Source organism: Nocardiopsis synnemataformans (genome assembly GCF_965343085.1).
In the GTDB taxonomy this organism is placed as follows: Bacteria; Actinomycetota; Actinomycetes; order Streptosporangiales; family Streptosporangiaceae; genus Nocardiopsis; species Nocardiopsis alborubida.
The window spans coordinates 1-26,839 of sequence record NZ_CBDRFA010000063.1; the positions used below are offsets into that span (position 1 = coordinate 1).

Here is a 26,839-nt window from a genome sequence, read left to right on the forward strand (position 1 = left end):
CGCGGTGACCGAAAGGGTTCACCACTCCAGCACTGACCAGCGTGATCTTGTACTTATAGCGCGCCTCGAACGTCCAACCTCGCTATAGGTACAAGATCATCACGGAGGAAACCCCCTGGTTCACACCAGCAACATCTAGTCCCAGTCCAGGCCGCCGCCGGTCTGGTATTCGATGACGCGGGTCTCGAAGAAGTTCTTCTCCTTCTGGAGGTCCATCATCTCGCTCATCCACGGGAACGGGTTCTCCGTCTCACCGAAGATGGGCGCCAGGCCGATCTGCTCGGCGCGGCGGTCGGTGATGAAGTGCATGTACTTCTCGCACAGCTCCGAGTTGAGGCCGAGCACGCCGCGCGGCATGGTCTCGCGGCCGTAGGCCACCTCCAGCTCGCAGGCCTCGGTGAGCATCTGCCGGACCTCGGCCTGGAACTCCTCGCTCCACAGGTGCGGGTTCTCGATCTTGATCTGGTTGATCACGTCGATGCCGAAGTTCAGGTGGATCGACTCGTCGCGCAGGATGTACTGGTACTGCTCGGCGATGCCGACCATCTTGTTGCGGCGGCCCAGCGACAGGATCTGCGCGAAGCCGGTGTAGAACCACATGCCCTCGAAGATCACGTAGAAGGCCACGAGGTCGCGCAGGAAGGCCTGGTCGGCCTCCGGGGTGCCCGTGCGGAACTCGGGGTCCTCCAGGTTCTGCGTGTACTTGAGCGCCCAGGCGTCCTTGGCGGTGATCGAGGGGACCTCGCGGTACATGTTGAAGAGCTCGCCCTCGTCCAGGCCGAGGCTCTCGCAGATGTACTGGAAGGTGTGGGTGTGCACCGCCTCCTCGAAGGCCTGGCGCAGCAGGTACTGGCGGCACTCGGGGTTGGTGAGCTGCCGGTACACGGCCAGCACGATGTTGTTGGCCACCAGCGACTCGGCGGTGGCGAAGAAGCCGAGGTTGCGCTTGAGCATGAGGCGCTCGTCCTCGGTCAGCCCGTCCCTGGACTTCCACAGCGCGATGTCAGCCTGCATGGCGACCTCGGTGGGCATCCAGTGGTTGTTGCAGCCCGCGAGGTACTTCTCCCACGCCCACGTGTACTTGAGCGGGAGCAGCTGATTGACGTCGGCGCGGGCGTTGATCATCGCCTTGTCGTCGACGTTGACGCGCTCGGCGTCGCGCTCGATCTCACCGAGGCCGCTGGTGGCGTTCGCGCTGTTCTCGGAAACTGCGGTCATGCTGGGGTTTCTTCCGTTCTCCGGACGTACCGGAAGGGTCGTGGCTGGGTGGAGGTGCCGGACGCCTCCGCGGCCCGGGGCCCGCCGGAGGGCGGGGGCGGCGTCGCGCCGCCCCCGCCCTCCGGCCGCCGCACGGGGTGCGCGGCCGCCGGGACGGCGGTGCTACTGGCAGGCCTCGCACTCGGGGTCGTCGATCGAGCAGGCCTGGCCGTCGATGATCTCGAACTCGTCCTCGTCGGCCGCGCCGCCGGTGGCGGGCCCCGGGTTCGGGGACGGGCTCGGCGCCGGGCTCGGGCTGGGCGCTGGGCTCGGCGTCGGGGACGGGCTCGGCGCGGGCGACGCGGCCGGGGCCGCCGGGGCGGCCGGGGCGGCGGGGGTCGCGGCGACCGCGTTGAGGCGGCCGTCGGTGCCCTTGAGCGTGCTCTTCTCCACGTGGGTGGCGCTCTGCGAACGCAGGTAGTAGGTGGTCTTGAGACCGGAGCGCCACGCGCGGCGGTACAGCGAGTCCAGCTTCCTGCCGCTGGGGGCCGCCATGTACAGGTTCAGCGACTGGGCCTGGTCGATCCACTTCTGGCGGCGCGAACCGGCGTCCACCAACCACTCGGGGTCGACCTCGAACGCGGTGGCGTAGAGGGCCTTGAGGTCGGCCGGGACGCGCTCGATGGCGCCGAGGCTGCCGTCGTGCATCTTCAGCGCGGAGACCATGTCGTCGTCCCACAGGCCGCGGGCCTTGAGGTCGCGCACCAGGTAGGGGTTGACCACGGTGAAGTCGCCGGACATGTTCGACTTGACGTACAGGTTGCGGTAGACCGGCTCGATCGACTGGCCCACGCCGGTGATGTTGGCGATGGTCGCGGTCGGGGCGATGGCCATGACGTTGGAGTTGCGCATGCCCGTGGCCTTGACGCGCTCGCGCAGCGAGTCCCAGTCCAGGGTCTCGCCCCGGTCCATGTCCAGGTCGCCGTCGCGCGACTCGGCCAGCAGGCGCAGCGAGTCGATCGGCAGCACGCCCTGGCTCCACAGCGAGCCCTCGAAGCTCTCGTAGGAGCCGCGCTCACCGGCCAGCTCCATGGAGGCCTCGATGGCGTAGTAGCTGATCAGCTCCATGCTCTCGTCGGCGAAGGTCACCGCGCCCTCGGAGGCGAACGGCGTGCGCAGCTTGAACAGGGCGTCCTGGAAGCCCATGAGGCCCAGGCCCACGGGGCGGTGGCGCATGTTCGCGCGGCGCGCCTCGGGGATCGTGTAGAAGTTCACGTCGATGACGTTGTCGAGCATGCGCACGGCGGTGCGGACGGTGCGGCGCAGGCGCTCAGCGTCCAGGCCGTCCGGGCCCGTGTGCTGGGCCAGGTTGACCGAGCCCAGGTTGCAGACCGCGACCTCGTCGGCGCTGGTGTTCAGGGTGATCTCGGTGCACAGGTTGGAGGAGTGCACCACGCCGACGTGCTGCTGCGGCGAGCGCAGGTTGGACGGGTCCTTGAAGGTGATCCACGGGTGCCCGGTCTCGAACAGCATGGTCAGCATGCGCCGCCACAGGTCGACGGCCGGGAGGGTCTTGGAGACCTTGATCCGGCCCGCAGCGGCCTCGGCCTCGTAGTGGGCGTAGGCCTCGGCGAACTCGGCGCCGTACTTGTCGTGCAGGTCGGGGACCTCGTCGGGCGAGAACAGGGTCCAGGTGCCGCCCTGCTCCACGCGCTGCATGAACAGGTCCGGAACCCAGTTCGCGGTGTTCATGTCGTGGGTGCGGCGGCGCTCGTCACCGGTGTTCTTGCGGAGGTCGAGGAACTCCTCGATGTCGATGTGCCAGGTCTCCAGGTAGGCGCACACCGCGCCCTTGCGCTTGCCGCCCTGGTTGACCGCGACGGCGGTGTCGTTGGCGATCTTCAGGAACGGCACGACGCCCTGGCTCTTGCCGTTGGTGCCGCGAATGTGCGAGCCCAGGCCGCGCACCGGGGTCCAGTCGTTGCCGAGGCCGCCGGAGTACTTGGACAGCATCGCGTTGTTGCTGATGCCGTGGAAGATGGCCTGGAGGTCGTCGCCCACGGTGGTGAGGAAGCAGGAGGACAGCTGCGCCCGCACGGTGCCCGAGTTGAACAGGGTGGGCGTGGAGGCCATGAAGTCGAACGAGGACAGCAGCTCGTAGAACTCGATGGCGCGGGCCTCGCGGTCGTCCTCGTTGAGGGCCAGACCCATGGCCACCCGCATGAAGAACGCCTGCGGCAGCTCGTAGCGCACCTCGTCGCTGTGCAGGAAGTAGCGGTCGTAGAGGGTCTGGATGCCCAGGAAGGTGAACTGCTCGTCGCGCTCGGGTCGCAGCGCGGCGCCCAGGCGGGCCAGGTCGAACCTGGCCAGCGCCGGGTCGAGCTGGCCGAGGTCGATGCCGCGGCCGACGTAGGCGGCGAGGTAGGCGGCGTAGCGCTCGCCCATCTCGGACTGGCCGGCGGCGTCGGGGACGCCGCTGATGAAGGTGAGGGCCTCGCGGCGCAGCTTGTCCAGCAGCAGGCGGGCGGCCACGTAGGAGTAGTCCGGGTCGACCTCCACGAAGCTGCGGGCGGCCATGACCAGGGCGAGTTCCACCTCGGCGTCGGAGATGCCGGGGTAGAAGCCGCGACGGGCCTCGGTGAGGACCTTCTCCGCCGAAACACCGGTGAGCCTCGCACAGGCCTCGGCTACGACGTGCTCGATCCGGTCGACGGCGGCGGGGGGGGTGCCGTCCTTGCTGGACCGAACGGATGCGGGCACGGCCTCGACGTCAAGGGTCATACAGCGGCTCCAACCTCGATAGAAGAGTCCCGGCGGGGAGGGGACGAGAAGCGAGGGTCGCGCGGCGCTTCCGGCGGACCGGCGCACTGGGTGCGCGCGGTCGTCTGGCCGGCGGGCCGCGGCGGCTCGTTCTCGAAGCCCCGTCGTCGGCACACACTCAGGTGTGCATCACCGGTGGCGGGTGCGCGGGGACCATGGCACCGGGGGTCCGCGGGGGTTCCCAGTGCCTGTGAAGGCCTCTTCTTCCACTCACCGCTGCGGGGACGGCCCGGCTCGTGTCGGGTCCCCTCTGCCTCACCCCGGAGGGTGAACCACCAGCGGGAGAGATACTACATCTAGGGGATGGTGCGTTGGAACACCGCAAGATGATGGCGTGTCATCGATTTCTCAGGTTCTTCGACGGTTGTCGAACACACCCCGGAGGCGTGGTATGAGGGGCTCTCGGGGGCCCGTCGGCGCGGGGGCTGAGCACCCCGCAGGGGCGGTCCTGAGGCGACCCGACACAGCCTAGGTCGTCGCCGGGGCCGCCCGTACCCGGGACGCCCCGTGCCACCGCCCCAGTCGGCCCGCAACGCCCGCGCACGGCGGCCGGACGGCTTCGCGGAACCTGGCGTACCCGGTCGTGCGGCCGCGACCGCCGGGCGCTCCGGAAAAGCGCTTCGGCCGGGGGCGGCCCGGGCGTGTCGCGGCCTCCGGCGGGGAAACGTCGGAAACCTCACTCGCCCCGGTCCGCGCGGGCCGCGGAAGGCGGACGGGCGCGGCGCGGGGAGGCACGCCGCGGCCCTCACCCAGCGTCGAGCCGACGGTCCAGGGCGTCCTCGTCCAGGCCCAGGTCGACGCGGACGCGGAACCGGATCCGCAGCAGCTCCAGGAACAGGTCGTGGACGTAGGGCGAGGCGTCCAGGCCGAGGAAGCGGTGCGCGCCGACCGTGGCCCACCGTTCGGCGCCCTCCAGGTCGTCGTGCGCGTACAGCGCCTCGGCGACGTGGATGTAGGTCTGGAGCCCCGGGGGCTCCTCGCCCTCCAGGCGTTTGAGGTGGGCGTAGGCCTGCCCGACCTCGTTCAGTTGCAGCAGCGCCCCGGCGCTGAGGGCGCGCGCGTCGATCACCGTGGGCCCGCCGTCGTCGATCGCCCGCTGGTAGGCCGAGCAGGCGCGCTCGAACTCCTGGGCGATCTCCCACTGCTCCCCCGCGCGCACGAACAGCTCCGTGCGGGAGATCTCACTTCCGGCGTCGACCCGGTTGGCCAGGTCCATGAGTTGGGCGGCGACCCGTCCGTGCTCACCGGACCGGACGGCGTGGAATTCCAAACGGTCGAGTTCTGCCGTCGTCACGTGGGTCAACCGCATCGCCCCATCCCCTACTCGCACTCCCCGCGCAAGGCTGTCAGGGCCTGGCACGCTCCAGTGCCTGCCAGAACCCCTGGCGCAGTCCGTCCCGGACCTCGTCACGCAACAGGTGGTCGATCGGCAGCGAGGAACCCTGGAGCAGACGCGCCTCCAGGTCGGAGGGCATCCGGGGCCTGCGGGCGAGGACGGCCTCGACCCACAGGGCGGGTGCCTCGCGGGCGATCGACTCCGCGAAGTCGTTCCCTTCTTTGTGCGCAACATGCACCGCTTCGTCAACGGTATGCGTGGCGGGGCGCGTCTGCTGGGGATATCCAGGACTGGGACGCGGTTCCCGGTAGTCGCCGGTGCCGAACCGGCTGTCGTGTTCGGGACCAGTAGGCCGCGGTCCCCCGTAGGAGGGGGCCGCCGCACCGCGTTGGGCGGTGTCAGTTTCCGTACTGGTCCCATAGGTAGGGTTTGCGTCGTTCGCACCCCCGAAACCGGGGTTGTCCCCCGGGCCGAACCTGGGGTCCTGGGGCGGTGCGCTCCTCTGCGGTGGCGCGTGCCCCGGCTGGCCGTGTCCTGGTTGCCCGTGCCCCGACTGGCCGTGTTGGCCCGGCTGACCGTGTTGACCCGGTTGCAGGGACTGCCCGTCCTGGGAGAACGAGCGCTGCGGCCCGGTTCCGCCGGCGAAGGACTGCTGTGGTCCGGTCCCGCTGGCGAAGGACTGCTGCGGCCCCGTCATGTGCTGCTGTGGAGGCGGCGCCTGTCTCGCCGGCAGCCCGTAGCCCGTCTGGTCGGCCCCGCGCAGGGACTGGTGCCCCCCGGTGACGGGGTAGCCCCCCTGGCCGCCCGGCGCCGGGTGCCCCCCGGTCATCGAGGCGCCCGGATAGGCGCCGTTGCCGCCTACGTTCGGTGGGATCTGGCCGCCGGAGGGGAAGCCGTTGGCGTCGATCGCGCCGGACTGCTGGTTGTCCGTGCCCGGCCCGGCCAGGTGGTCGCCGCCGCCGCGCTGCTGGGCGAGGGACCTGCGCATGGCGCGCAGCTGGTCCATGGCACTGCCCTGGGGGGTGGGCTGTCCACCGGTCCCGGCGAACATCGCCTCCAGGCCCACAGCGGAGGAGGAGGCCGACTCCACCCGGTTGCCGCCGGGCTGCGCCGTCGCGACGGGCTGCCTCGGGGTCTCGGGCGCCGAGCGGGAGCGGCCGTTGGCGAACGGCGTGGTGGTCTTGGCCGCGGTCTCCTGGGCGGATCCGCCGCTGGAGAGCAGGTTGACGTGCGGGCGCAGGTGGCCCGCGCCGATCTCGATGAGGTCGTCGCACTCGCGGCGCAGGGCCCGGGAGATGGTCCAGTTGCCCTCGACGGAGACGTGCACGACGGTGACGCGCACACCCATGTCCTGTACGTCCGCGACGACCGACGCCATGTCCTCGTCCCCGCTGACCAGGACGGCGTCGCACAGGACGCCGGTACGGGCCAGCGTGGTGAGGTCGCGCTGGACGTAGCTCTCCACGCCCTCGCGACGGCCGGGCCTTATCCGCGCGCCGCGGAACTTGATACCGGGGATGTCGGCGATGCCGTCCTGCTCCTGGGTCCGCCGGTCGTCGGCGACGGCCTCGTACCAGTAGCAGCGCAGGAGCGGCAGACCGGTGCGGTCCCGCGCGACCTCGTTGAGGAACTGGACCAGACCGGTGTAGTCCCAGGAGACGGAGTCCCGGTTGCGGGTTCCGTGCACTGCCATCGCGCCGTCCGCGAGAAGGTACCCCGCGTCAACGAACAACGCGCAGCGGTCCACTGGCACCGACCCCCTTCCCTGTTGTCTCTGGGCCATGTCCATGACCGGGCCACAGCCTAGCCAAGTCTGTCTGGTTTTGCGTGTCCACTGTGAATACACAGAGTTATGGACCTGCTACACACAGGCGGTTTTCCGGTGGGGTCAAGGGCTCCGCAGCGACCGGACGGGCCCGGACGGGGCGGGTGGAAGCCCCTGCCTCAACTACGCATGGGGGCCGTCAGGACCACGGCCCCCACCATCACGGCGTCCTGTTCCGTCAGGATTCGGATGTCCGTTTCTCGGCCAAGTACTGAGTCGAATCGGACCACGTCGGTGCCGAACGCGAGCGGGTCGCCCACCGCGCCGCGGGCCGAGCCGGTGAAGGCGTTGTCCACCCGCCCGTGGCCGCCGACCGGCGCCGCCGCCGTCCCGTCCACGGTCACCCGGTCCCCGCCCAGGTCGGGGTCGCCCTCCCAGGCCACCACGTCGATCCGGGCGGGTACGGCGGCGGGCAGCAGGCCCGACACCGCGAAGGGGTCGCCCCCGCCGCCGTGGAAGGAGACCCGGGTGTCGTCGAGGACCATCACCTGGTTGCGGGTGCCCACCTGTGGATCCTCCAGTACGACCACGAGGCTCCAGCCCGCGTAGTGGCCGCGGCCCTCGCGCACGGGGGCGTCGCCGACCCACCACTGGCCGCCGCCCTGGGCCCGCACCAGGTCGGTGACCTCGGCGAACGCCTGGTAGGCGGGGTAGCCGGGCAGCTCGGCGACACGGCTGTCCGTGACCTCGACGGTGCGGTAGTCCGTCATCCCCGGGCCCCGGACCCGGGCGGAGGGGGCGTCGGGGGTTCCGGTCCCGGAGAGGTAGAGCCCCGCCCAGCGCACCCTGCCGCCCTCGGGGAGTTCCCAGGTCGCGGAGCTGGAGGAGGTGGTGGAGGGGTCGTCGTCGGCGTCCAGCGGGGCCATCGTCCAGTGGTCGTTGTCCAGGCGCGGCCCCTGGCGCAGTCTGGCCTGGGCGCAGGGACCGTCCTGCGGCTGGTCCTGTGCCTCGGGAGCACTGCGGGGTTCAGAGGGACTGCGGGGTTCGGGGGTGCCGTGAGGTTCGGGAACCTGGTGGGGGCCAAGGGCACCGTACGCCTCAGACACTCCGGATATTTCGGGCGTTCCGTGGAATTCGGGGACGCTCCCGAACGCGGAGGCGTCGTGGAACCCGGAGCCCTGGCCGGGATCACCGTGGGTCGCCGTCACCGGGACGGGGCCACCGTGGCCCGCGACGCCTCCCGAGGACGGGTCACGCACCGTTTCCGTGGGCGCATTGTTGTCCGGCGCACCCACCGTCCCGGCAGGAGCCCCTTCGCCCTCTTTCTGACCAGGGACCACACCCTCCTCCACGCTCTCCTCCGCGTCCCCCTCCGTGGTCGCTTCGGAGTCCGGCGGCTCCGGGCTCGGGGACGCGGGGGCCTCCGGAGCGGGGGAGGGCTCCGTGCGCGGCGCGGTCTCGGGGCCTGGCGGTCGCGGGTCGGGGACGTCCGGGGCGTACGGCCAGTCCCACCACGGCCACGGCCAGCGGTCCCTCCGCTCCGGTTCGACGCAGGTCATCAGCGCGTTGCCGACGCTCTCCGCGCGTACCCGGCCCGCGGTGGCGTAGCGGGCCGTGACGCCCTCCGCGCTCACACCCCGCTCCCCCGTCGCCTCGGCGGTCACGCCCGCGGAGGACACCGACACCGTCGCCGGAACGCCGACCTCGGCGTCCGGGGCCACGCGCACGTCGATGAACTGGGTGCCGTCCTCCCCCGCCGCCATCCCCGGGTGCGCACAGCGGCCGCCCCCGCTGCCCGCGGAACAGCTCCAGTCACCGTGCCCCACCGCCGTGGGGACGGCGTTGCCCGCGCCGCCGGAGGAGACCATCTCCACGCCCGGGGGCAGGGTGAGCAGGGCGACGACCTCCTCGGCCGCGCCGCCGCCGATGTTGCGGACGTCCATGACCATGATCCCGTCACTGCCCGGGAGCAGGGAGCCGACCGGGTCGATCCCCACGGCGAACCTCGGTTCGGGCTCCTGCGGCGCCACCTCCTCCTCCGGTACGTCGGCGGGCGGCACCGCCGTGACCGGCTCGGCGGGCTCGGACCGCTCGTCCGCGTCCGGGCGCGGCCGGTCGTTCGCGGGGGGAGCTGGCTGTGGCGCGACCGGGGCGGGTTGGGGCGCGTCCGGAGTGGGTTGGGGCGCGTCCGGAGCGGGCGGCGCCTGAGGCTGCTCCCACGGTGCCGCCACCGGGGGCGGCCGCTCGCCGGGAAGCGGTTCCGGTGCGCTGGTCAGGGCCAGGGCGACCGCGACCGCCACACCGGCCGCCGCCGTGCTTCCGGCCGCCACCTGCTGCTGGCGGCGCGACATCCTTCCCCACCAGGCGCTCCCGGCGGTCCCGGCGGGGGTGGCGGAGAGGTAGCCCGCCGCCCCCGCGCCCGCCACCAGCGGCAGGACGACACCGCGCAGTCCGACGTTGACGTCCGTCAGTTCGGCGTAGACCTCGCGGCAGTCCGCGCAGCCGTCCATGTGCCGGTCGACCTTGGCGGTGTCGCGCCGGGACAGCCCCTCCCTGACGTGGGCGCCGAGCAGGCCGAGGGTCGGGCGGCAGGCCTCGGCGGCGTTCCCGCCCGCCAGGTGCATCTGGAGGTAGGCCTGCCGCAGGCCCTCCCTCGCCCGGTAGGCGAGGGCGGCGACGCCGTTCGGCTTCATCCCGAGCACGTCCGCGACCTCGGCCGGTTTGGCCCCCTCGATCTCGGTGTGCCAGAGCACCGACTGCCAGCGTTCGGGGAGCGAGAGGAAGGCCCGGGCGATGAGGGAGCGCTCCAGCCCCTCCAGCGCGGGGTCGACGAAGGGCTGGCCGGGGTCGAGGCTCTCCATGTCGTCGGTGACGACCTGGCGCCTCTCCCCGCGTCCCCGGTCGTAGGCGGCGTTGCGAACGGCGGTGAGCAGGTAGGGACGGAAGGAGTCCCGCGGCCCTCCGCCGCGCCGGATGACGCTGAGCACGCGGGTGAACGCCTCGGCGACGGCGTCCTCCACCTCCGCCTCGCCGCGCAGCAGCTGCCGGGCCAGTCCCCGCGCCGCCGCCGCGTGGCGTTCGTAGAGGGTGGCGTAGGCGCCGGTGTCACCGCCCCGCACCCACTGAATCAACTCACCGTCACCGACCAGAGTCTCTGTGTGATCGTCGGGGACGTCGTTCACCCGGCGTCCTTTCTGGGGAGTGTGCGCCGCGGTCCGGGACGGAGCCCCGGTCCGGCGCTGGAGGACACGTGCTCGAAAAATATCCCGCATTCGCGTCACAGCCGCCACCGATCTCCGTAATCAGGGGTGAGGGAGGACGGAACGCGCCGAGCGGACGCGGGCCCGCCTCCCCGGGAGGACCGACGGACGGGAGCAGCGCCATGGGAGATGCCGAGGTGAGGACCGGAACGCGGGACCGTGCGGCCCGTTCCCGGGAACTGCGCGCGCCGTGGGGCCGACGGAGCCGGGAGGCGGGGTGGGATCCGCCCGAGAGCTGGTGGACGCCCGCCGTGGACGCGGTGTGCGGGGCCTTCGCCTCGGGGGACGACCTGGCCGGACCCTGCGGCCTCCTGGGCGGGGCGAGGGCGCGCTCGGGGGTGGGGATCGGGCAGAGCCTGGACGACCTGGCGGTGTTCACGTCGGTGGCGGGGTGGCGGAACCCGCCGCCCGTCCTGGTCCGGGCGCTGGCCGAGGGGTGGGCGGACGCGGGACGCGGGTGGAAGACCTGCCAGGACCCGCTGACCGGCCTGGCCACCGCGGAGTACCTGAGGACCCGGCTCGGCGAGCTGTACCGGCACACCGGCGACGGAGTGCCGCCCGCCTCGGGGCACCGGCTCGTGGTCGTGGCGCTGGACCCGGGGATCGACCCGTGGCGGCGCACCGCGCGACTGATCGTGCTCGGCTACGAACTGCGCAGGTTCTTCACGCGCGGGGAGTCGGTGTGCCTGCTGGCCCGGGGGCGGATCGCGGTGGTGGCCCCCGAGTCCGCGGACCTGGACCGCGAACTGGACGCGCTGCGCCGGGGGACCTGCTGGGAGCACGGAGCGGCCGTGTGGACGGTACCCCTGCCCGCCAGCCACGGGGAGGCGATGTCCCTGATCGGGGGGCTGGAGGAGAGGCGATGACCTGAGGACGCCGTCCCCGCGCCGCGAGGCCCCGGCCTGAGCGGCCCGGCGCGGGACGGCCGAGCCGACCGGACCGGTGTTTCGCCGAGGGGACGAGCCCGGACGGTCGGCGCCCGCCGGACCGGGTTTCCGGGTTTTCTGGCCCTTGGAAGGGCGGCCCGGGAACCGGACCGGTGGATGGGGGATGCCGTACGGCGTCCCCGGAGGCGCGTCCGCATGGGGAGGCGGGCGCGCCTCCCCATGCCGTCACCCGACCACGGGTTCATCCCAGGTTGAGGCGTCCCCCGGTCACCGCGAAGACCGCTCGGCGCCAGGAGGAGGCCGGGACGCTCCTCACCTCGGCGATCCTCTGCTCGTATCCGCCCTGGACCGGGGTGCGCCCGTCGTCCACGGCGTCGATCCAGGACTCGATCCCCCGCACCGGGGGGTCCTGTGCCGAGGAGTCCTGCGCCGGGGCCTCCGAGGGCGGGAGGACCGAGGTCGGAGCGTACGGGGCCGGAGCGTACGGGGTCGGGAGGTCCAGGCGGCCCTCGGCGCGCAGCACTCCCCGGTCCGGTTCCGGCTGGCCCCCACTCGCGTAGGGCGCGGCCGGGATGTCCGGGAACCCGGTGGACGCCAGCGGCCGGTCGCCGTACGCGGGGTACGGAGCATCCTGCTCGGGATCCTGGGCTCCTGGAGAAGCGGACGCCTGTCCGGCGCCCGGACCGGAACGCTCGGCGGCCTCCGCGGGGCCGGTCTCCTGCGGCGCGGGTCCTCTGACGGCGGTGCCCGCCTCGGGGGGAGCGCCGATGGGCTGGGAGGGGCCAGCGGGACCGGAGTCCCCGGGAAGGGCCTCTCCCGTCCCGGAGTCCGGCACGGACGTGTCGGGACGCACGGGGGCGGAGGCCTTCGGGGAGGCATCGGTCCCCTCCTCCCGACCGCCGGGTTCCGTCGCCTCCGTCTCGGGTGCGAACAGGGAAGCACCCTGGTACGGAGGGGAGCCGTGTTCCTGCGAAGGCTCCAGCGCGTCCAGGGCCGTTGAGCTCTCCGGGGTGTCAGAGGTGTCCGTGGCCTCTGAGCTCTGCGGGGTCTCCTGGTCCTCGTCCCGCGTCCTGCGGGCACGCCGGTCGGCACCCATGACCAGGAAGACGTCCGTCTCCTCCGCATCTGGGTCCGGTGAGTCCTCCTCGCCTCCGGGGTTGACGGTCACGGGATCCGCCGGGCGCGGCGGACCGACCTGCCGGGGCTCGCGGGTTGCGCCGGGAGGCACCGGCGGACGCGACGCCTCGGAGGAAGGAGGCGTACCGAACCAGGCGCGGGCGGGAGGGACCTCCTCCCGGGGCTGGGACACGGAAGGCGTGCCCGGGTCCCGCGGCGCTTCCTGCCCGCCCGGCTGCTCCCGCCTGTCGGGCGGCCCCTGGTCGCGCGACGGCTCCGGCCCGGGCGACGGGTTCGCGGGAGGCGCCGGTGGCGCGGCGGGAGGCGCGGCCGACGCGTTCCGGTCCACAGGCACGGCCGGGTCCGGCCGCGGCTGCCATGGCGCCTGCTGCTCCGGCTGCCGCGGTGGCTGTGGTGGCTGTGGTGGCTGTGGTGGCTGTGGTGGCTGTGGTGGCTGCTGCCACGATGTCCGCTGTTCCGGCGGACTCTGCGGAGGGCCGTACTGCTGGGGTCGCTGAGGCTGCTTGGGCTGTTGGTGGGACGCCGGAGGCTGCTGGGACGGCGGGGCGGGCATGGGCGTCCCCGACAGGAAGGCCTCGGCTACCGAGTCCTGCGCGAAGGTGCGCGGCGTCGCCGTTCCGCCGGGCGGTGTGGGGGGTCGTTGCGGCCCCGAGTGGCCCGCCCAGGGCGCCTGGTTGGGACCGGTGGGCTCGTGCGGCCTCGGCGCCTCGACTGCGTAGGGCGTCGGAGGAAGCGCTCCCTGTCGCGGATGGCCCGACGCACCGCCGGGCGGGGTGCCCTGACCGTGTCCGGGAACGTCGGAGAACCAGCCGCCGGACGGGGCTGGCTGCGGACCGCTGGCGCCCCCGCCCGGAAGGCCCTGACCTGCCGCGGGGTGAGGGCCGCCGGGCCCGCCCTGCTGGCCGTACGCATACTGAGGACCGCTCGGAAAGCCCTGGCCAGCGGCGGGTTGCGGCCCACTGGGAGCCACTTGCGGACCATAGGGCCGCTGACCGCCAGAGGAGGCCCGTGGCCCGCTCGGCGCCGCGTTGTCGCCCCCCTGCTGGTCGTACGGGTGCGCCGTTCCCTGGCCCGGGTACGGCGTGTGCGGGAAGGGCTGCTGGCCGCCGGACGGCGCGCCACGCCCCGGGCCCGTCCACCGCGCGGCGTCCTGACCGGTGGCGGGCCCCTGCGGCCCGCTCGGGGCAGCGCCCCCGCCCGGAAAACCCTGACCGGCAGCGGGGTGAGGGCCACTCGGTGCCGCGTTGCTCCCCCACTGCCGGGCGTCGTGGCCGCCGGACGGAGCGGGCTGGCCGTGCACCGGCCCGGCGTACCGTCCCGGTTCGCCCCACGGCGCCTGGTGCTGGCCTCCCTGAGCGGGCCCCCCGTGCGCGGGAGCCCCCGGCCGCCAGCCGGTCGGTTTCCCGGCGTCCGGCGGCGCGACCGGGTTCCCCCGGTCGTCGCGCTCCTCCCGGGCCTCCTGCTCCCCGGAAGGAGCCTCCCGTTCCGGGTCGGGTCGCTGCTCCATGGCTACTCCCCTCCTTCGACACGGGCCCGGCCCGGCCCGGCGGCGTCCACCGAACGGTCCAGGGCCTCGGCGGCCACCAGCTGGACGGTCCGGTGGGTGGCCTCACCGATGAACCTGGGGCGTACGACCGTGCCCTGCGCCAGGTGCCGGTCGTGCGGCAGGACGATGACGCCCGCGCCGCTCTCGGCGATGATCCTGGTCGTGCGGGCCACGTCGAACCCCGGGTCCTCGCGCCGCCGCTCGTCGAAGACGACCACCACGGTCCGCCGCGCCTCGTCCTGTCTGCCGTCCGCGACCAGCAGGTCCAGCTCGCGCCCGACCCGGAGCGCGGCCTCCCGGGTCGCGCGGACCACGCGCACGCGTGCGTGGGCGGCCTCACCGACGGCCTCCACGAACGCACCGCCCGACTCCCCGGCCACGAGGGTCACCCCGAAGAACCGCGAGATCGGCAGCAGCCCGGACATGTAGGCCCCGGCCCCGTCCGGAGCGGCCCGTACCGTCCACAGGTGCTCGTTGACCTCGCCGAGACTGGCGCGCACCGACTCGAAACCGGTGGGGTCCACCCCGTCCAGGTCGCCGGGCTCGTCCAGGCCCAGCCGCTCGGCCAGCGACGGAGCCCGGCCGGTGGCGTCCACCGTCAGCACCCGGTCGTGGCGGAAGTGCGCCAGCGAGCGGGCGACCAGGGCGGTCACCACCGACGCGTCGGCACCCGATCCCAGGTCGTCCACGACGATCCGGCGCCCGGTCGAGGTGGGGCGCTGCAACCGCCTCCCCAGCCCGATGGTGTCGGCCACCTCGTCCACCGCCCGGAACGGGCGCAGCACGGCCCGGCCGACGCGGCGCACCCAGCGGTCGCCGGACACCGGCCGTGTCCCGGAGGCGGCCGGGGAGGCCCCGGTCGGGGCCTGGGCCTGGGCCTGCGTCTGTGAGGCGTTCATCGTCCCCCCGCTCAGAAGGTCGTGAGGAGGCGCTGGAAGGTGCCGAACGCGCCGATCGCCAGGGGCACCAGCACGACGACGGCGACCGCCTCGAACCTGCTGGTGACACCGCGCAGCCGCGCCCGCACGTGCTCGGGCTGCTCGATCGACAGCACCACCGCGGGAACGGCCGCCACCGCGACCGTGATCCCCAGCGCGGGCCACACCCCCCAGGGCACGGCCTCGGCCCAGGCGAGGAGGAAGGCCACCAGCACCACGAGGCTCGCGGCGATGAGCACCGACTTCTGCGCGACCAGCGGGAACAGCCGGGCGCGGCTGGCCACGACCAGGGCGAGCACCACCGACAGTCCAGCCGTCCACCAGTCGAAGTGGGTAGCCAGGCCGATCCCCGCCGTGGCCGCGGCCACCGCCACCGCGATCGTGGCGATCACCAGACTCCGGTGGGCGCCCGCCACCGAGGTGAGCACGTCACTCCGGGTCACCGCGCCCCCGGAGCTGCGCCGGTCGTCCAGGACCGCCAGTCCGGAGAACATCAGCGCCAGGCGGAGCAGCAGGCTCAGCAGCACCACGCAGGCCACCGCCATGATGACGGCGACCTGGTAGGTGGGCAGGCCCAGCGCCGCACCCACCGACCACACGGCCGCCAGGGCGAGCCCGACTCCGCCGCCGGTCAGGCCGCCCCGGCCCAGGCCGGAGGTGAGACCGAGCAGCAGGACCAGGCCCGATACCAGGACGGCGCCGCCGCCCCAGCGGGCCCACTCGGGCCAGCCGAGCTGGTCGCAGGCCAGCCACAGGGCCAGTCCGCCGACCGCGGCGCCGCTGATCGCCAGCGCCGTACCCAGGGGCTCCCGCCAGGTCGGGCCGATCGACGCACCGGTCGCCACCAGCACGGCGGCGACCGCGGCCAGCCCGACGAGGCCGCCGTTCCCGGAGAAGTACCCCTGCACGATCCAGGCCGCGCCCACCGCGAGGGAGACCAGCGAGATGGTGGCGGTCCAGCGGGCCGCCACCGGGTTCCAGCGCCCCTGGTGGTCGTCCAGGGCCATCGAGACCGCCTCGGGGACCTCGTGCACCACCGGGGCGGGCACCGGTTCCTCCGCCCGGACCAGTCGCAGCACCGCGCCGTCGGTGACCTGCCGTTCCGCGAGCGTGGTGTCGCCCTCCAGGACGATCCCGGAGGCGGTCACCAGGTGCCGCAGTTTGGCTGGGTTCTCCACCTGGTCGCCGAGGAGGTCGAGCACCTCGGGCATGAGCGCGCCCACGGGTTCGCTCGCGGGCAGGACGGCGTCGACCCTGCGCTCCTCGCCGACGAGGGTCACGCGGCTCCAAGCGGTCATTGCCTTCCCATCCTCGCTCCTGCGTTGCCGGTGGCTCCGGCCACCGCTCTCGGGTCCGGGGTCCGGGCCCCGGAATTCGGTCGTGCTCTCCAGCCGGACGGCGTGGGGGCTTCCAAGGGCGTCCCTAGCCGGGCACGTCGCTGACGGCGATGCGCTCCAGGTAGCCGTTGCCGATGAGCCAGCGGATCGTCGGCACGGGGGGCACCTCGGTGAACCCGGCCGTGTCGAGTGTGAAGCGGACGCTGCCGCCGGGGTTCTCCCCGTTCGCGGGGGCACTGGTCGCGCTCACCTGGAAGGGGTGGATGACCCGGTAGCGGTGGTAGAGGTCCTCGCCGTCGGGACCGGTGCGGGCGTGGTCGGGCAGGCCGCGCTCCCCGAAGGGGGTCCCGTCGGGGAACAGGTAGCGGCCGCTCTCCTGACCGAAGGCGTCCACGACGTCGCCGACCGCGAGTCCGTGCAGGTAGGAACCGCCGCTGCGCTCCTGCACACTCTCACGCACCGTGGTGACCAGCTCCGCCGTGGCCTCGGCGGTCTGCTGCTCCTCCACCTGGGTGAGGACGGTCGGCTCGGGCTCGGTGGTGGCCAGCTCCTGGTAGAGCCAGCGGGCCGCCTCGTCCTCGGTGGTGAACTCGGGGCCGGGGCGGCCCTGGTCGAAGTCCATGACCGCGGCGGACAGGTAGCCCTCCGCGTCCTGGCTGAGCAGGTAGTAGCTGTCGAGGGTCCCGGGCTCGGGACGGGGGGCGCCCGGGAGCACGTACAGGCTCCCGGGGACCCCGGCGGCGTCCAGCTCCTCACGCAGGTCGTCGAGCGTGACCTGCGCGCCGATCCAGTCGCCCGGGATGGGCGGAACGGCGTTGTTGGCCGGTCCGGACGCCTGCTGTTCCTGCTCCACCCGCTGGGTGCTGAGCTGGTTGCTGACGAAGGACCAGCCGACGGTGCCGCCGCAGATGACCGCGGCGAGGCAGGCGCTGATCGCCACCTTGCCGAAGTTCTCGTCCAGGCGGCGCCTGGTGCGCTGGCCGCCGAAGAGCACCGCCTCACGCAGGCGCTGTCGGCGCACGGCGACGGACTCCAGCAGCTGACTGTCGTAGTCGCGTGCCAACCGTGCTCCTCACTGCCTCTCGTGTGCGATCCGTCCCGCGGGTCCGGTCAGATGTTCATGACCGCGCTGTTGGCGCGGCTCAGGGTCTCCTGCGCGGTGGAGTCGTTGGTGGACAGTGTCTCGCGCACGAGCCGGATGATCTCGCGGACCTCGTTACCGGCGTTGTGCCACTTGAGCTCCTTGGCGCTGTACTCCTCGGACACGCCGGTGGCCTCGAAGTCGGCCATGGCCTGGCTGACGTCGGTGTCGTGTTCGCCGATGAGGGTCTCGAGGCGGTTCGTGATCGACTGGATGTTGCCCTGGGCCTCCTGGGAGGCACCGAGATCGTAGGCGTTGTTGCTCATTGATGCTCCTTACGGGGGGTCAGGGGATCAGCGGAACTTGGCGGCGTCGAAGTTGGCCGAGCCCATGCTCTGGTTCGCGTCGTCGGCCATGGTCTGGTCACCGGTGACGAACGCGGTGTTCATACCGGTCTGGCCCTCCTGGATGGAGCCGAGTCCCGCGCGCAGGTCCGCGGTGATGCCGTCGGCCCTCAGCTTGAAGGAGTCGAACGCGGCCTTGCCCGCGCCGTCGAACTTGCCGGCCAGGGGCTCGGCGGCCTGGACGAGTTGCTGGATGAGGCTGCTCAGCTCGTCACCGGTGCTACCGGTGCTCTGGGACAGGGTGGTCAGGGTGCTGTCGCCGATCTGCCAACGTGACAACTTTTCACCTGCTTTCCTCGGGGGTCCTCGCGAGGCTGTTCGCCTCCCGTGGGGGATGACGCACGCTGAGTGCCCGTGGTTCGGAAGACGATCCGCGACCGGGCAAGGACTGGATCCCCCCATAGGGGAGGATCTGCATCATACAAGTGGCCTCTGACGGAGGAACAGGGACGATCCCCGCCTGTGGACGACGGCCGGTGAACGGCCCGAACGCCTCCGGCGAACCGGCCCTGCCCGCTCCCGCACCGGGTTCTCCGAGGCGGGCGCCCCGGATACGGCCGCACCCTTCCCATCGTCGGCACGTGGCCGTATCCGGCCAACCCGGACGCGGCCGCGCCCCGCCGGGCACTCCTCGGGGAAACGGGGTTTCCCGCGCCGCGGATCCAGTGAAACCATCAGCGGCAGCCGGGCGCGCACCCGCCCGCACCGGAATCGAAGGGACGCCCATGAGCACAGCGGTCAGCGAGCTCGCCGCGAGGATCCGCGCGATCGGCTGGAACGCCGACGCCGACGCCGACCGCACCCGGTCGCGTGTGGCCCTCATGCGGGAGTACCTGCGTCGTTCGGCCGTGTGGACCCGCGTACTCGGCACCAGGGGGTGGCCCTTCTACGACATCGCGGCGGTCGTCGCCCCCGGGGTGCGCGCGGACGAGGAGACCGTGAAGGGCGTGCTGGAGGACCCGCACGTCGTCCAGCAGTTCCCCACCGTGGGCAGGACCTGCGCCTGGGCGCTGCACCTGGCGGCGGTCCGGGACGCGGGAGCGCCTCTGCCCCCTCGGCTCAGCGACCCCTTCGCACCGCTGGTCCGCATGTACGAGCGCGGCGGTGGCTTTTCCCTCTCGACCACGGGGACGATCGACGTGGACGGGGCCGGTATCCACCGCGGAACCCTGCTCCAGCACCTCGGCGACACCCCGAAGGCGCCCGAGACCGACGAGGGGCTCGACCTGCTCGACGCGTGACCCGCGGGCGGCAGCGTTCCCCAGGACCCCGCCAAGGCCGGGGAGGTCTACGCCGAGGGGCTCACCGCCTTCCACGAGCACTACACCGCCACCACCGAACGCGCCGAGGACGTGTACGGCGTCGTCCCCCTGGGGCTGTTCGCCCCGGCCTGCCGGGACCACGACCGCGGCCACCGCCATCCCGAGTTCACGCTGGATGTGGAGTCGGGCTACCTGCCCAAGCACCTCCTCGACGGCGGCTGGGTCGGGGAGTTCCCCACCTGACACCGACGGGGAGCGCCCCCACCCGCCCCGGAAAACGGGGGCCCGGAAGCGAACCGCGCGAACGCCCCCGGGATCCCACCCTTCCCAGTACCGCCCTCCCCCGGAGTGTTGAGGAGATCCCTTGAGCCACGACGCGGTCGCCCTCCTGGCCAGCCCTCCCGACCGGCGCGCCCTGACCAGGGCCCTGGTCGCCGCCGGACCGGACCTTCGGGTGCGGTTCGCGGCCGACGGCGCCGTGGTCGAACTGCTCGACGCCGGGGGCCGCCTGGTCGCCGCCATGCAGGCGGCCCAGCGCCTGGCCCTGTCCGCCGAGGCCGAACGTCTCCTGGCCGACGGCATCGTCGACGACCTGCCCGCCCAGCCCTACTGGGTGGAGGCCCGCGGCGCCGAACTCGCGGACACCGACACCGCCGGGGCCGTCGGACGCTTCGTCCGCGACCTCGCGGACCGGCTCGGCGGCGTCGTGTGGGAGCCCGAGCCGCGGCTCTCCCGCGGCGACGCCTTCCTGGACGGCTCCACCGACCACCCCGCCGTCACCGCCCGCACCGACAGGGCCGTGGTCGTGGTGCAGGACCGCCCCCTGGTCCCCATGTCCCCCTGGCTCGTGGACACCGTCGCCGCCCACGGGCGCGAGGGCCTGCGTCTCCAGGTCGTCACCCCCTCCACCAGCCGCGTCACCCACGCCCTGCGCTCGGTGCTGGGCAACCCCACCGCCCGCTGGGTGGTCCAGGCCCCCGACGGCGCCTACTACGACGGGTTCTCCGGGGTGCCCCTGGTCTGGGACGAACAGGAGGCCTTCGTCCCGGACCGGAGCGCCCGCGCCGAGGACGGGCCGCACGAGGCGTTCCGGGCCCGGGCGGAGGAGACCGGCTCCCATCTGCTCGTGGAGCTGAAGGTGGAGCACCCCGCCGACAACGGCCTGGTCCTGGGCGAGGCCGCCGAACTGCTCGCCGAGCGCCTGGGCGGTCGCGCCCCCGCGCTCTGGGGCACCAGCGAACCCCTCCCCCAGGAGTGGAGCCGGGCGGCGCTGACCCGCCTGTGCCGCGAACGCGCGCCCGGGCAGACCTGGTTCGTGTTCACCGGCCCGCCCGAGGGCGTGCGCGAGGAGGGCGTGCTCCCCTTCAGCGGCACCCAGCGGGTGATGCGCACCGCGCACGGGGTGCGGGAGAGCGTCTCGTTCGCGGTGGCCCGGCCCGCGGGCGAGGAGCACGACCTGGACGCGCTGTCGTCGGTGGTCCGCACGCTCACCGAACGCGACGTCCTGCGGACCATGACGGTGCAGCGCGCGGCCGGGCGGCCGGACCTGACCCACGAACCGCGCTGGTGCGGCCTCCCCCTCCCGGTCGGCCTGGCCGTCGGGGTGGAGGGGATCTCCTCGATCGGCACCGACCGGGCACTGTCCGCTCCGGTGCGCGGGGTGCCGTTCGGCCCTCCGCTCACCCCCTCGGTCTGGTACCGGGTCGGGGACGGCACCGAGCCGGACGGCTGGCAGCGCTTCCGCGAACTCATGGACCACCTGCACCCCGACGGCGCCCGCGCGGGCTGACCTCCGGCCGCCGCCGGGCCCGCGGCCGGGCGGCGGGCCCGTACGTACGCGAAAAGCCCCTTTGACACTGTCTTCGATAGGATTTTTCCGCACCCCCCGCGCCCTCGTCCTCCCATCCCTGCGCCGAGAGGAAAGCCGATGAGCCTTCGCGTCGTGCACCGGCCGACACGAACCGTGCATCCCACTCCGGCCCAGGAACCGCACGAGGTGGAGGCCCCGCCGACCCTCCCCGACGGCAACGCCCAGGGCAACCCGCTGATGACCATCCTGCCGATGGTCGGCATGCTGGCGTCGATGACCATCATGATGGTCATGCGCAACCCGGCCTTCATCGCGCTGGGCGGCGTCCTCCTCGTGGTGGCCCTCCTCGCCGCCGTGGTCATGCTCTTCTCCCGGCGCGGCCAGGTCGCCCGGCAGCGCCGCAACCAGCGCGAGCTGTACCTCCAGTACCTGGAGGAACTGCGCGAGGAGCTCACCGCCTGGGAGCAGGGCACCCGCGCCCACGCCCGGCTGCTCGACCCGCCGCCCGAGGCCCTGTACGACGTCATCCGCGACCCCACCCGGCTCTGGGAGCGCCGCCGCAGGCACCGCGACTTCCTGCGGGTACGGGTGGGCACCGGCCTGACCGAGGGCCGCCCCCTCCGGCTCGCCGAGCAGGGCACCGCCCTCATGCCCACCGACCCGTTCATGCTCTCCGAGGCGCAGGCCGCCATCCGGCGGTTCGCCTCGGTCCCCGAGATGCCGCTGACCCTGCCCCTGGACATGGCCGGGAACGTCAGCGTGATCGGCGAGCGCGAGGACGTGATGCGCGTGGTGCGCGCCCTCGCCGCCCAGTTCGGCGCCTTCCACGCCCCCGAGGACGCCGGGTTCGCGGTGTCCTATCCCGCGGACAGGGCCGAGGACTGGTCCTGGCTGCCGTGGCTGCCCCAGGCCCTGGATCCGCAGCGCCGCGAGGGCGGCGCCGCCGTCCGCCTGATCGCCCCCGACCCGGCCAAGCTGGGCGGCCTGCTCGCGGACGAGCTGCGCTCGCGCACCGACTTCGCCTCCGAGGTCCGCCGGGGCATGGGCAAGCGCGAGGCGTACCGGATGCTGCGAAGGCTCCTGGTCATCCACGACACCCACGGCGACGTGGCCGCCGAACTGGTGCGGCCCGACCACGCCGTGGACCCCGTCGACCTGGGCGTCACCGTGCTGCACCTGGTGTCCCGCCAGATCGACGAGCCCAGCGACGTGAACGTGCGCGTCACGGTCACCGGCGACCAGGTCCGCGTCGAGGAGCTGCGCGGCGCCGACCCCGTGGTCACCACCGGCACCGTGGACGACGTCTCCGACGCCACCCTCACCGGCCTGGCCCGCATGCTGGCCCCGCTGCGCCTGTCCCCGGAGTCGATCGAGGAGACGGCCCAGGAGGGCGGCAGCGTCGACTTCCCCGCGATGATGGGCGTTCAGGACCCCGGTTCCATGGACGTGCAGCGCCTGTGGGCGCCGCGCAGCGAGCGGGCGTTCCTGCGGGTGCCCATCGGCGTGGACGACATGGGCCAGCCCGTCGTGCTGGACCTCAAGGAGTCCGCGCAGCTGGGCATGGGACCGCACGGCCTGTGCGTGGGCGCCACCGGTTCGGGCAAGAGCGAGATGCTGCGCACCCTCGTGCTGGCGCTGGCCGCCTCGCACCCGCCCGAGCGGGTGAGCATGGTCCTGGTCGACTACAAGGGCGGCGCCACGTTCGCCCCGTTCGAGGACATGCCGCACGTGGCCGGGGTGATCACCAACCTGGAGGACGACGCCGCGCTGATCGAGCGCGTGTACGCGAGCCTGTCCGGCGAGGTGCAGCGCCGCCAGCAGGTGCTGCGCGACGCCGGGAACGTGTCCAACATCGGCGACTACACCTACAAGCGCGAGCACGACCCGAGCCTGCCGCCGCTGCCGCACCTGCTGGTGATCATCGACGAGTTCGGCGAGCTGCTCACCGCCCGCCCCGACTTCATCGAGCTGTTCCTGTCCATCGGCCGCATCGGGCGCAGCATCGGCGTGCACCTGCTGCTGTCCAGCCAGCGCATCGAGGGCGGCAAGCTGCGCGGCCTGGACACCTACCTGTCCTACCGGCTGGGCCTGCGCACCTTCTCCGAGGAGGAGAGCCGCACGGTCCTCAACACCCCCGACGCCTTCCACCTGCCGTCCCTGCCCGGGTTCGGCTACCTGAAGGTGGACACCAGCGTCTACCAGCGCTTCAAGGCGGGGTACGTGTCCGGCGCCTACCGCGGCCCGGTGGCCGAGGAGGAGCCGACCGAGGGCGCCCCCTCGGTGCGCCGCTACACCGCCTACAACGCCGACGCGGAGCCGGCGGAGGCCGCGGCCTCCGGGTCCTCCGGCGAGGACGTGCCCATGCCCTCCCGTACGGTGGGCCCGACCCTGCTGGACGTGATGGTCGGCCAGTTCGGCAGGCACGGCGAGCAGACCCGGGAGATCTGGCTGCCGCCCCTGCCCTCCGCGACCACGCTGGACGCGGTGGCGGGCGAGCCGGAGGAGAGTGACCGCGGGCTGCGGCTGCCCGGCGAGCACGAGGCGATGCGCGTGCCGCTCGGCCTGCTGGACGACGCCGCCAAGCAGTGGCAGGGCGTGTGGAAGCTCGACCTGACCGCGTCCGGCGGCCACGCCGCGATCATCGGCGGCCCGCAGAGCGGCAAGACCACCCTGCTGCGCACGCTGGTGCTCTCGCTGGCGCTCACGCACACCCCCGCCCAGGCGGCCGTGTACTGCCTGGACCTCATGGGCGGCGGCATGCAGTCCCTGGCGGCGCTGCCGCACGTGGGCGGTGTGGCGGTGCGCACCGACGCCGAGCGGGTGCGCCGCACGGTGGAGGAGATCCAGGGGATGCTCGAACACCGCCAGACGGTGTTCCGCGAGCGCGGGATCGACTCGGTCGCCCAGCTGCGCCGGATGCACGCCCGCGGCGAGGTGCCCGAGCTGGCCAGCGCCGACGTGGTGTTCGTCGTGGACGGCTTCGGCGCGCTGCGCAAGGACTTCGAGGACATCGACCCGATCGTGACCGAACTGCTCCAGCGCGGCGGCGGGTTCGGCGTCCACGTGGTGGCCGGGATGCTGCGCTGGAACGACGTGCGCATCGCCGCCCAGTCCAACTTCGGGCAGAAGGTGGAGCTGCACCTCAACGACGCGTCGGACTCCACGATCGACCGCAAGCTCTCGGAGACGATCAGCGCCAAGACCCCCGGCCGGGTGCTGACCGACGCCGAGCTGTTCGGCCAGGCTGCGCTGCCCCGGTTCGACGGGGTGGCCGACAACGACAACCTCGGCGAGGTCGTGGAGAAGGCCGTGCGCGCGGTGGACCGCTCCTGGCGGGGCGCGCGTGCGCCCCGGGTGCGGATCCTGCCGCACCGGCTGTCCGCCCGTACCCTTCCCACGGCGGAGTCCGAGCCCAAGGCGGTACCGGTCGGCGTGGACGAGCGCGCCCTGGAGCCGGTGCTGCTCGACCTGTTCGAGCGGGACCAGAACCTGCTCGTCATGGGTGACGGTGAGTGCGGCAAGACCAACCTGCTGCGGCTGGTCGCCGAGGGCCTCGTGGCGCGCTACTCCTCGGACGAGGTGGTGTTCGCGGTGATGGACCCGCGCCGGACCCTGCGGGACGTGGTGCCCGAGGAGTACATGGGCGGGTACGCGAGCAACCCCCGCGTGTGCGCGGGGCTGGCGGGCGGCGTGGCCAAGGAGGTCGAGGGCCGCCTGCCCGAGGACGGGGACGTGGACTCCCTGGAGCCGGGATCGTTCAAGGGCCCGCGCATCGTGGTGCTCGCCGACGACTACGACGTGCTCACCACGGCGGGCCAGAAGCCGCTGGCGCCGTTCGTCCCGTTCGTGCCCAACGGCCGCGACATCGGCCTGCACTTCGTGGTGGCGCGCCGGGTGGCCGGCGCGGGGCGCGGGATGTACGACCCGCTGGTGCAGGCCATGCGCGAGATCGGCACGAGTGCCCTGGTGATGTCCGGCGACCGGAGCGAGGGCCAGATCCTGCCCCGGGTCTACGCGGCCAGCCAGCCCCCCGGGCGCGGCAAGTGGGTGACCCGCGGCGGTTCGTCGCGGCTGGTGCAGACCGCGCTGCGCGACCCCCACGACACACAGGCCTGACGCCGCACAGGCCCGACGACACACGGCAGGAGAGCCATGCAGCCCCCGTACCAGCCCTCCGGCGCACCGGCGGAGAACGAGCCCCCGCGGCAGTACCCCGGGAACGACGGCCGTTCCGTGCCCCCGACCCCCTACGCACCGGTCGGCTGGCAGGACCCGGCCGCCCGGCCGGGCGGCCAGCCCGGGATGCAGCCGGGGTTCCCGACCGGGGCGCAGCCGGGGTTCCAACCCCCTGCGGTCCCCGCCTACCCCGCGCCCTCCCAAGGCCTTCCCCACCAGTACCCCCACGCCCACGGGCAGCAGGGGTACTACCCGCATCCGCAGAACTGGCTCCCGCAGGTGATCACCGACCCGGGGCAGTGGAGCCCGCACAACCCCGAGGTCGGCCGCGCCGAGATGGGTGTGCGTTTCGTGGCCCGGCTCCTCGACACGTTCTTCGTCGGTTGTCTCTGGTACGCGATGATGATGCTGGGAGCCGTCGTCAGCCTGATCATCGGTGGCGGCGACATGGACGGCGGCGCCGGTGAGATCGCCTTCATGGTGACCGCCTTCTTCAACTTCTTCCTGTTGGCCATCGTCGTGGAGTGGCTTCAGGTCCGTCTGTGGGGGCGGTCGGTCGGCAAGATCCTGCTGGGTCTGTGGGTGGTGCGCTCCGATGGCGGCGGAAGGGTCAGGGCCGGTCGCGCGTTCGTGCGGGCACTGCTCTACGCGCCGGGCGTGAACCCGGTCAACCTGCTCCTGCCCTGGTCGCTCACCAACGTCCTGTGGCCCCTGCGCGACAAGAGGCTCCGCCAGTGCCTCCACGACAAGGCGGCGGGCACGGTGGTCGTCCAGGTCCGCCGCTAGCGGTACCGGTCGGACCTGCGTTCGCCCGCGTCACCGTGAGCGGGACGAACCCCCGAGAGCGCGGGTCCGGCAGCACCGAGGAAGGAAACGCCATGAAGTTCGACCTCGTCGGGACCCCTGAGGTCCCTCAGGACGACGCGCCCCGGAGGGAGACCCCCTCCTCGACCGGATCGGACCAGGAGGCGACCTCCGGCGCGCTCACGGTCCGAAGGACCGCCGAGCGCGCGGGTGCGCGGGCCGGAGCGGACGTGGCCGCTTTGACGTCCACCCTGGGCAGGCTCCGGGAGAGGATCGAGGCGACCGGCTCCCCTCAGGACGACGCGCCTGCCCGTTACGGGATCCGCCCCCCGGCGAACTTCCGGACCGCGGCCTTCTCCCCCGTAGCCCGCCCCCACGACGAGTACAGCGGCTGAACCCCAACCTCCGGAAGGAGCAACCGACATGTCCGCGTGGAACATCCAGGTGTCCGAGGTCAGCGGTGTACTGGCCGCCGTCGGAGAGCACATCGGTGACGAGGAGGGCATGAGCGGTCTGACCTGTGACATGCGGCTGCTCGGTCTCCACCTCGAACAGGCCGCCACCTCGTCCGACAGCGATCCCATCGGCATCGCGCTCGGCGCCTTCGCCGAGCACTGCTTCGGAACGCTCCAGGGCATGACGGAGCTGAGCGCCAGCGCCGTCAACGGAGCCGGGAGCGCCACCCTGTACTACGTCGAGGGCGACACGGAGATGGCCGCCGAGGCCCAGGACAACGCCGGAGCAGTGGAGGACCCCCCGCAGGCGACGGGCGGCGGCACGGCCTTCCACTACTGAGGTCCCCTCCTGGCCACAACCGGCCAACGCGGCACAGCCCATCGCGGACCCCGCTCCGCCCGGGGGCGTGGGCGTTCTTCCGGGCGAAGACCAGCGACAACGTCCCCCGAAGCCCGGCGACCACAGGGTTTCGGGGGTCCGGGCCGCGTGTGGACGGCCCGCCTGCGCCCCCGCTAGAACAAGAGGGACATTCCGGTCCAGTAGCGCGGAGATCACTCCGCGGTGTCCCCCGACAGGGCCACCCGTCTGCCCAAGGACCCCTCCCCCCAGAGTCCCGGAACAAG

The 26,839-nt window shown here is 73.0% G+C and carries 18 protein-coding genes and 1 pseudogene; 8 read left to right on the top strand and 11 right to left on the bottom strand.

Features of this window, described 5'->3' with window-relative positions:
* Positions 1–135: 135 nt before the first annotated feature.
* The 5 genes from ACSIH6_RS28665 to ACSIH6_RS28685 all read right to left on the bottom strand — a co-directional run bounded on the left by ACSIH6_RS28665 (position 136) and on the right by ACSIH6_RS28685 (position 10,300).
* Complete coding sequence (locus ACSIH6_RS28665; RefSeq protein WP_435111451.1) at positions 136–1,218, bottom strand: ribonucleotide-diphosphate reductase subunit beta; 1,083 nt, start codon at positions 1,216–1,218, stop codon at positions 136–138.
* Between the two features lie 162 nt (positions 1,219–1,380).
* A complete protein-coding gene (locus tag ACSIH6_RS28670; protein ID WP_435111452.1) occupies positions 1,381–3,978 on the bottom strand; it encodes a ribonucleoside-diphosphate reductase subunit alpha in 2,598 nt (865 codons plus the stop codon).
* Positions 3,979–4,762: 784 nt separating this feature from the next.
* Positions 4,763–5,326, bottom strand: a complete 564-nt coding sequence (locus ACSIH6_RS28675) for a hypothetical protein (RefSeq protein WP_435111453.1) — start codon at positions 5,324–5,326, stop codon at positions 4,763–4,765.
* Positions 5,327–5,363: 37 nt separating this feature from the next.
* Positions 5,364–7,100, bottom strand: coding sequence for an NYN domain-containing protein (locus ACSIH6_RS28680; protein ID WP_435111483.1), 1,737 nt, complete (start codon positions 7,098–7,100; stop codon positions 5,364–5,366).
* A gap of 197 nt (positions 7,101–7,297) precedes the next feature.
* Positions 7,298–10,300: a sigma-70 family RNA polymerase sigma factor gene (locus tag ACSIH6_RS28685; protein ID WP_435111454.1), complete on the bottom strand. Its 3,003-nt coding sequence runs from the start codon at positions 10,298–10,300 to the stop codon at positions 7,298–7,300.
* Positions 10,301–10,500: 200 nt separating this feature from the next.
* On the opposite strand from ACSIH6_RS28685, the gene ACSIH6_RS28690 reads away from it, so the two are divergent.
* On the top strand, positions 10,501–11,244 hold the full coding sequence (locus ACSIH6_RS28690; protein ID WP_435111455.1) for a hypothetical protein: 744 nt from the start codon (positions 10,501–10,503) through the stop codon (positions 11,242–11,244).
* Positions 11,245–11,506: 262 nt separating this feature from the next.
* On the opposite strand, the gene ACSIH6_RS28695 is transcribed toward ACSIH6_RS28690, so the two are convergent.
* The 6 genes from ACSIH6_RS28695 to ACSIH6_RS28720 form a co-directional block, all read right to left on the bottom strand.
* Positions 11,507–12,433 carry a hypothetical protein gene (locus ACSIH6_RS28695; RefSeq protein ID WP_435111456.1) on the bottom strand — a complete coding sequence of 309 codons (927 nt, stop codon included), beginning with the start codon at positions 12,431–12,433 and terminating at the stop codon, positions 11,507–11,509.
* A gap of 1,478 nt (positions 12,434–13,911) precedes the next feature.
* Entirely contained in the window at positions 13,912–14,847 is a 936-nt protein-coding gene (locus ACSIH6_RS28700; RefSeq protein ID WP_435111457.1) for an ATPase, read from the bottom strand.
* An 11-nt stretch (positions 14,848–14,858) separates the two neighbouring features.
* The gene (gene eccD / locus ACSIH6_RS28705; protein ID WP_435111458.1) at positions 14,859–16,184 is read right to left on the bottom strand and encodes a type VII secretion integral membrane protein EccD; all 1,326 of its coding nucleotides are present in this window, start codon (positions 16,182–16,184) and stop codon (positions 14,859–14,861) included.
* A gap of 124 nt (positions 16,185–16,308) precedes the next feature.
* Positions 16,309–17,286, bottom strand: coding sequence for a TNT domain-containing protein (locus ACSIH6_RS28710; protein ID WP_435111459.1), 978 nt, complete (start codon positions 17,284–17,286; stop codon positions 16,309–16,311).
* A 47-nt stretch (positions 17,287–17,333) separates the two neighbouring features.
* On the bottom strand, positions 17,334–17,630 hold the full coding sequence (locus tag ACSIH6_RS28715) for a pore-forming ESAT-6 family protein (RefSeq protein ID WP_435111460.1): 297 nt from the start codon (positions 17,628–17,630) through the stop codon (positions 17,334–17,336).
* A 27-nt stretch (positions 17,631–17,657) separates the two neighbouring features.
* The gene (locus tag ACSIH6_RS28720; RefSeq protein WP_435111461.1) at positions 17,658–17,987 is read right to left on the bottom strand and encodes a hypothetical protein; all 330 of its coding nucleotides are present in this window, start codon (positions 17,985–17,987) and stop codon (positions 17,658–17,660) included.
* Between the two features lie 446 nt (positions 17,988–18,433).
* Here ACSIH6_RS28720 and ACSIH6_RS28725 point away from each other — a divergent pair, with 446 nt between their 5' ends.
* From ACSIH6_RS28725 to ACSIH6_RS28755, 7 genes and pseudogenes are all read left to right on the top strand, one after another.
* Entirely contained in the window at positions 18,434–18,949 is a 516-nt protein-coding gene (locus ACSIH6_RS28725; RefSeq protein ID WP_435111462.1) for a hypothetical protein, read from the top strand.
* Between the two features lie 36 nt (positions 18,950–18,985).
* A pseudogene (locus tag ACSIH6_RS28730) lies at positions 18,986–19,213 on the top strand (Imm49 family immunity protein); the annotation flags it as partial.
* Between the two features lie 121 nt (positions 19,214–19,334).
* Positions 19,335–20,759 carry a DUF6177 family protein gene (locus ACSIH6_RS28735; RefSeq protein ID WP_435111463.1) on the top strand — a complete coding sequence of 475 codons (1,425 nt, stop codon included), beginning with the start codon at positions 19,335–19,337 and terminating at the stop codon, positions 20,757–20,759.
* Between the two features lie 138 nt (positions 20,760–20,897).
* On the top strand, positions 20,898–24,896 hold the full coding sequence (eccCa, locus tag ACSIH6_RS28740) for a type VII secretion protein EccCa (RefSeq protein WP_435111464.1): 3,999 nt from the start codon (positions 20,898–20,900) through the stop codon (positions 24,894–24,896).
* 36 nt (positions 24,897–24,932) lie between these two features.
* The gene (locus ACSIH6_RS28745; protein ID WP_435111465.1) at positions 24,933–25,742 is read left to right on the top strand and encodes an RDD family protein; all 810 of its coding nucleotides are present in this window, start codon (positions 24,933–24,935) and stop codon (positions 25,740–25,742) included.
* 92 nt (positions 25,743–25,834) lie between these two features.
* Positions 25,835–26,155, top strand: coding sequence for a hypothetical protein (locus tag ACSIH6_RS28750; RefSeq protein WP_435111466.1), 321 nt, complete (start codon positions 25,835–25,837; stop codon positions 26,153–26,155).
* Between the two features lie 28 nt (positions 26,156–26,183).
* Positions 26,184–26,555, top strand: coding sequence for a DUF6507 family protein (locus tag ACSIH6_RS28755; RefSeq protein ID WP_435111467.1), 372 nt, complete (start codon positions 26,184–26,186; stop codon positions 26,553–26,555).
* Positions 26,556–26,839 lie beyond the last annotated feature (284 nt).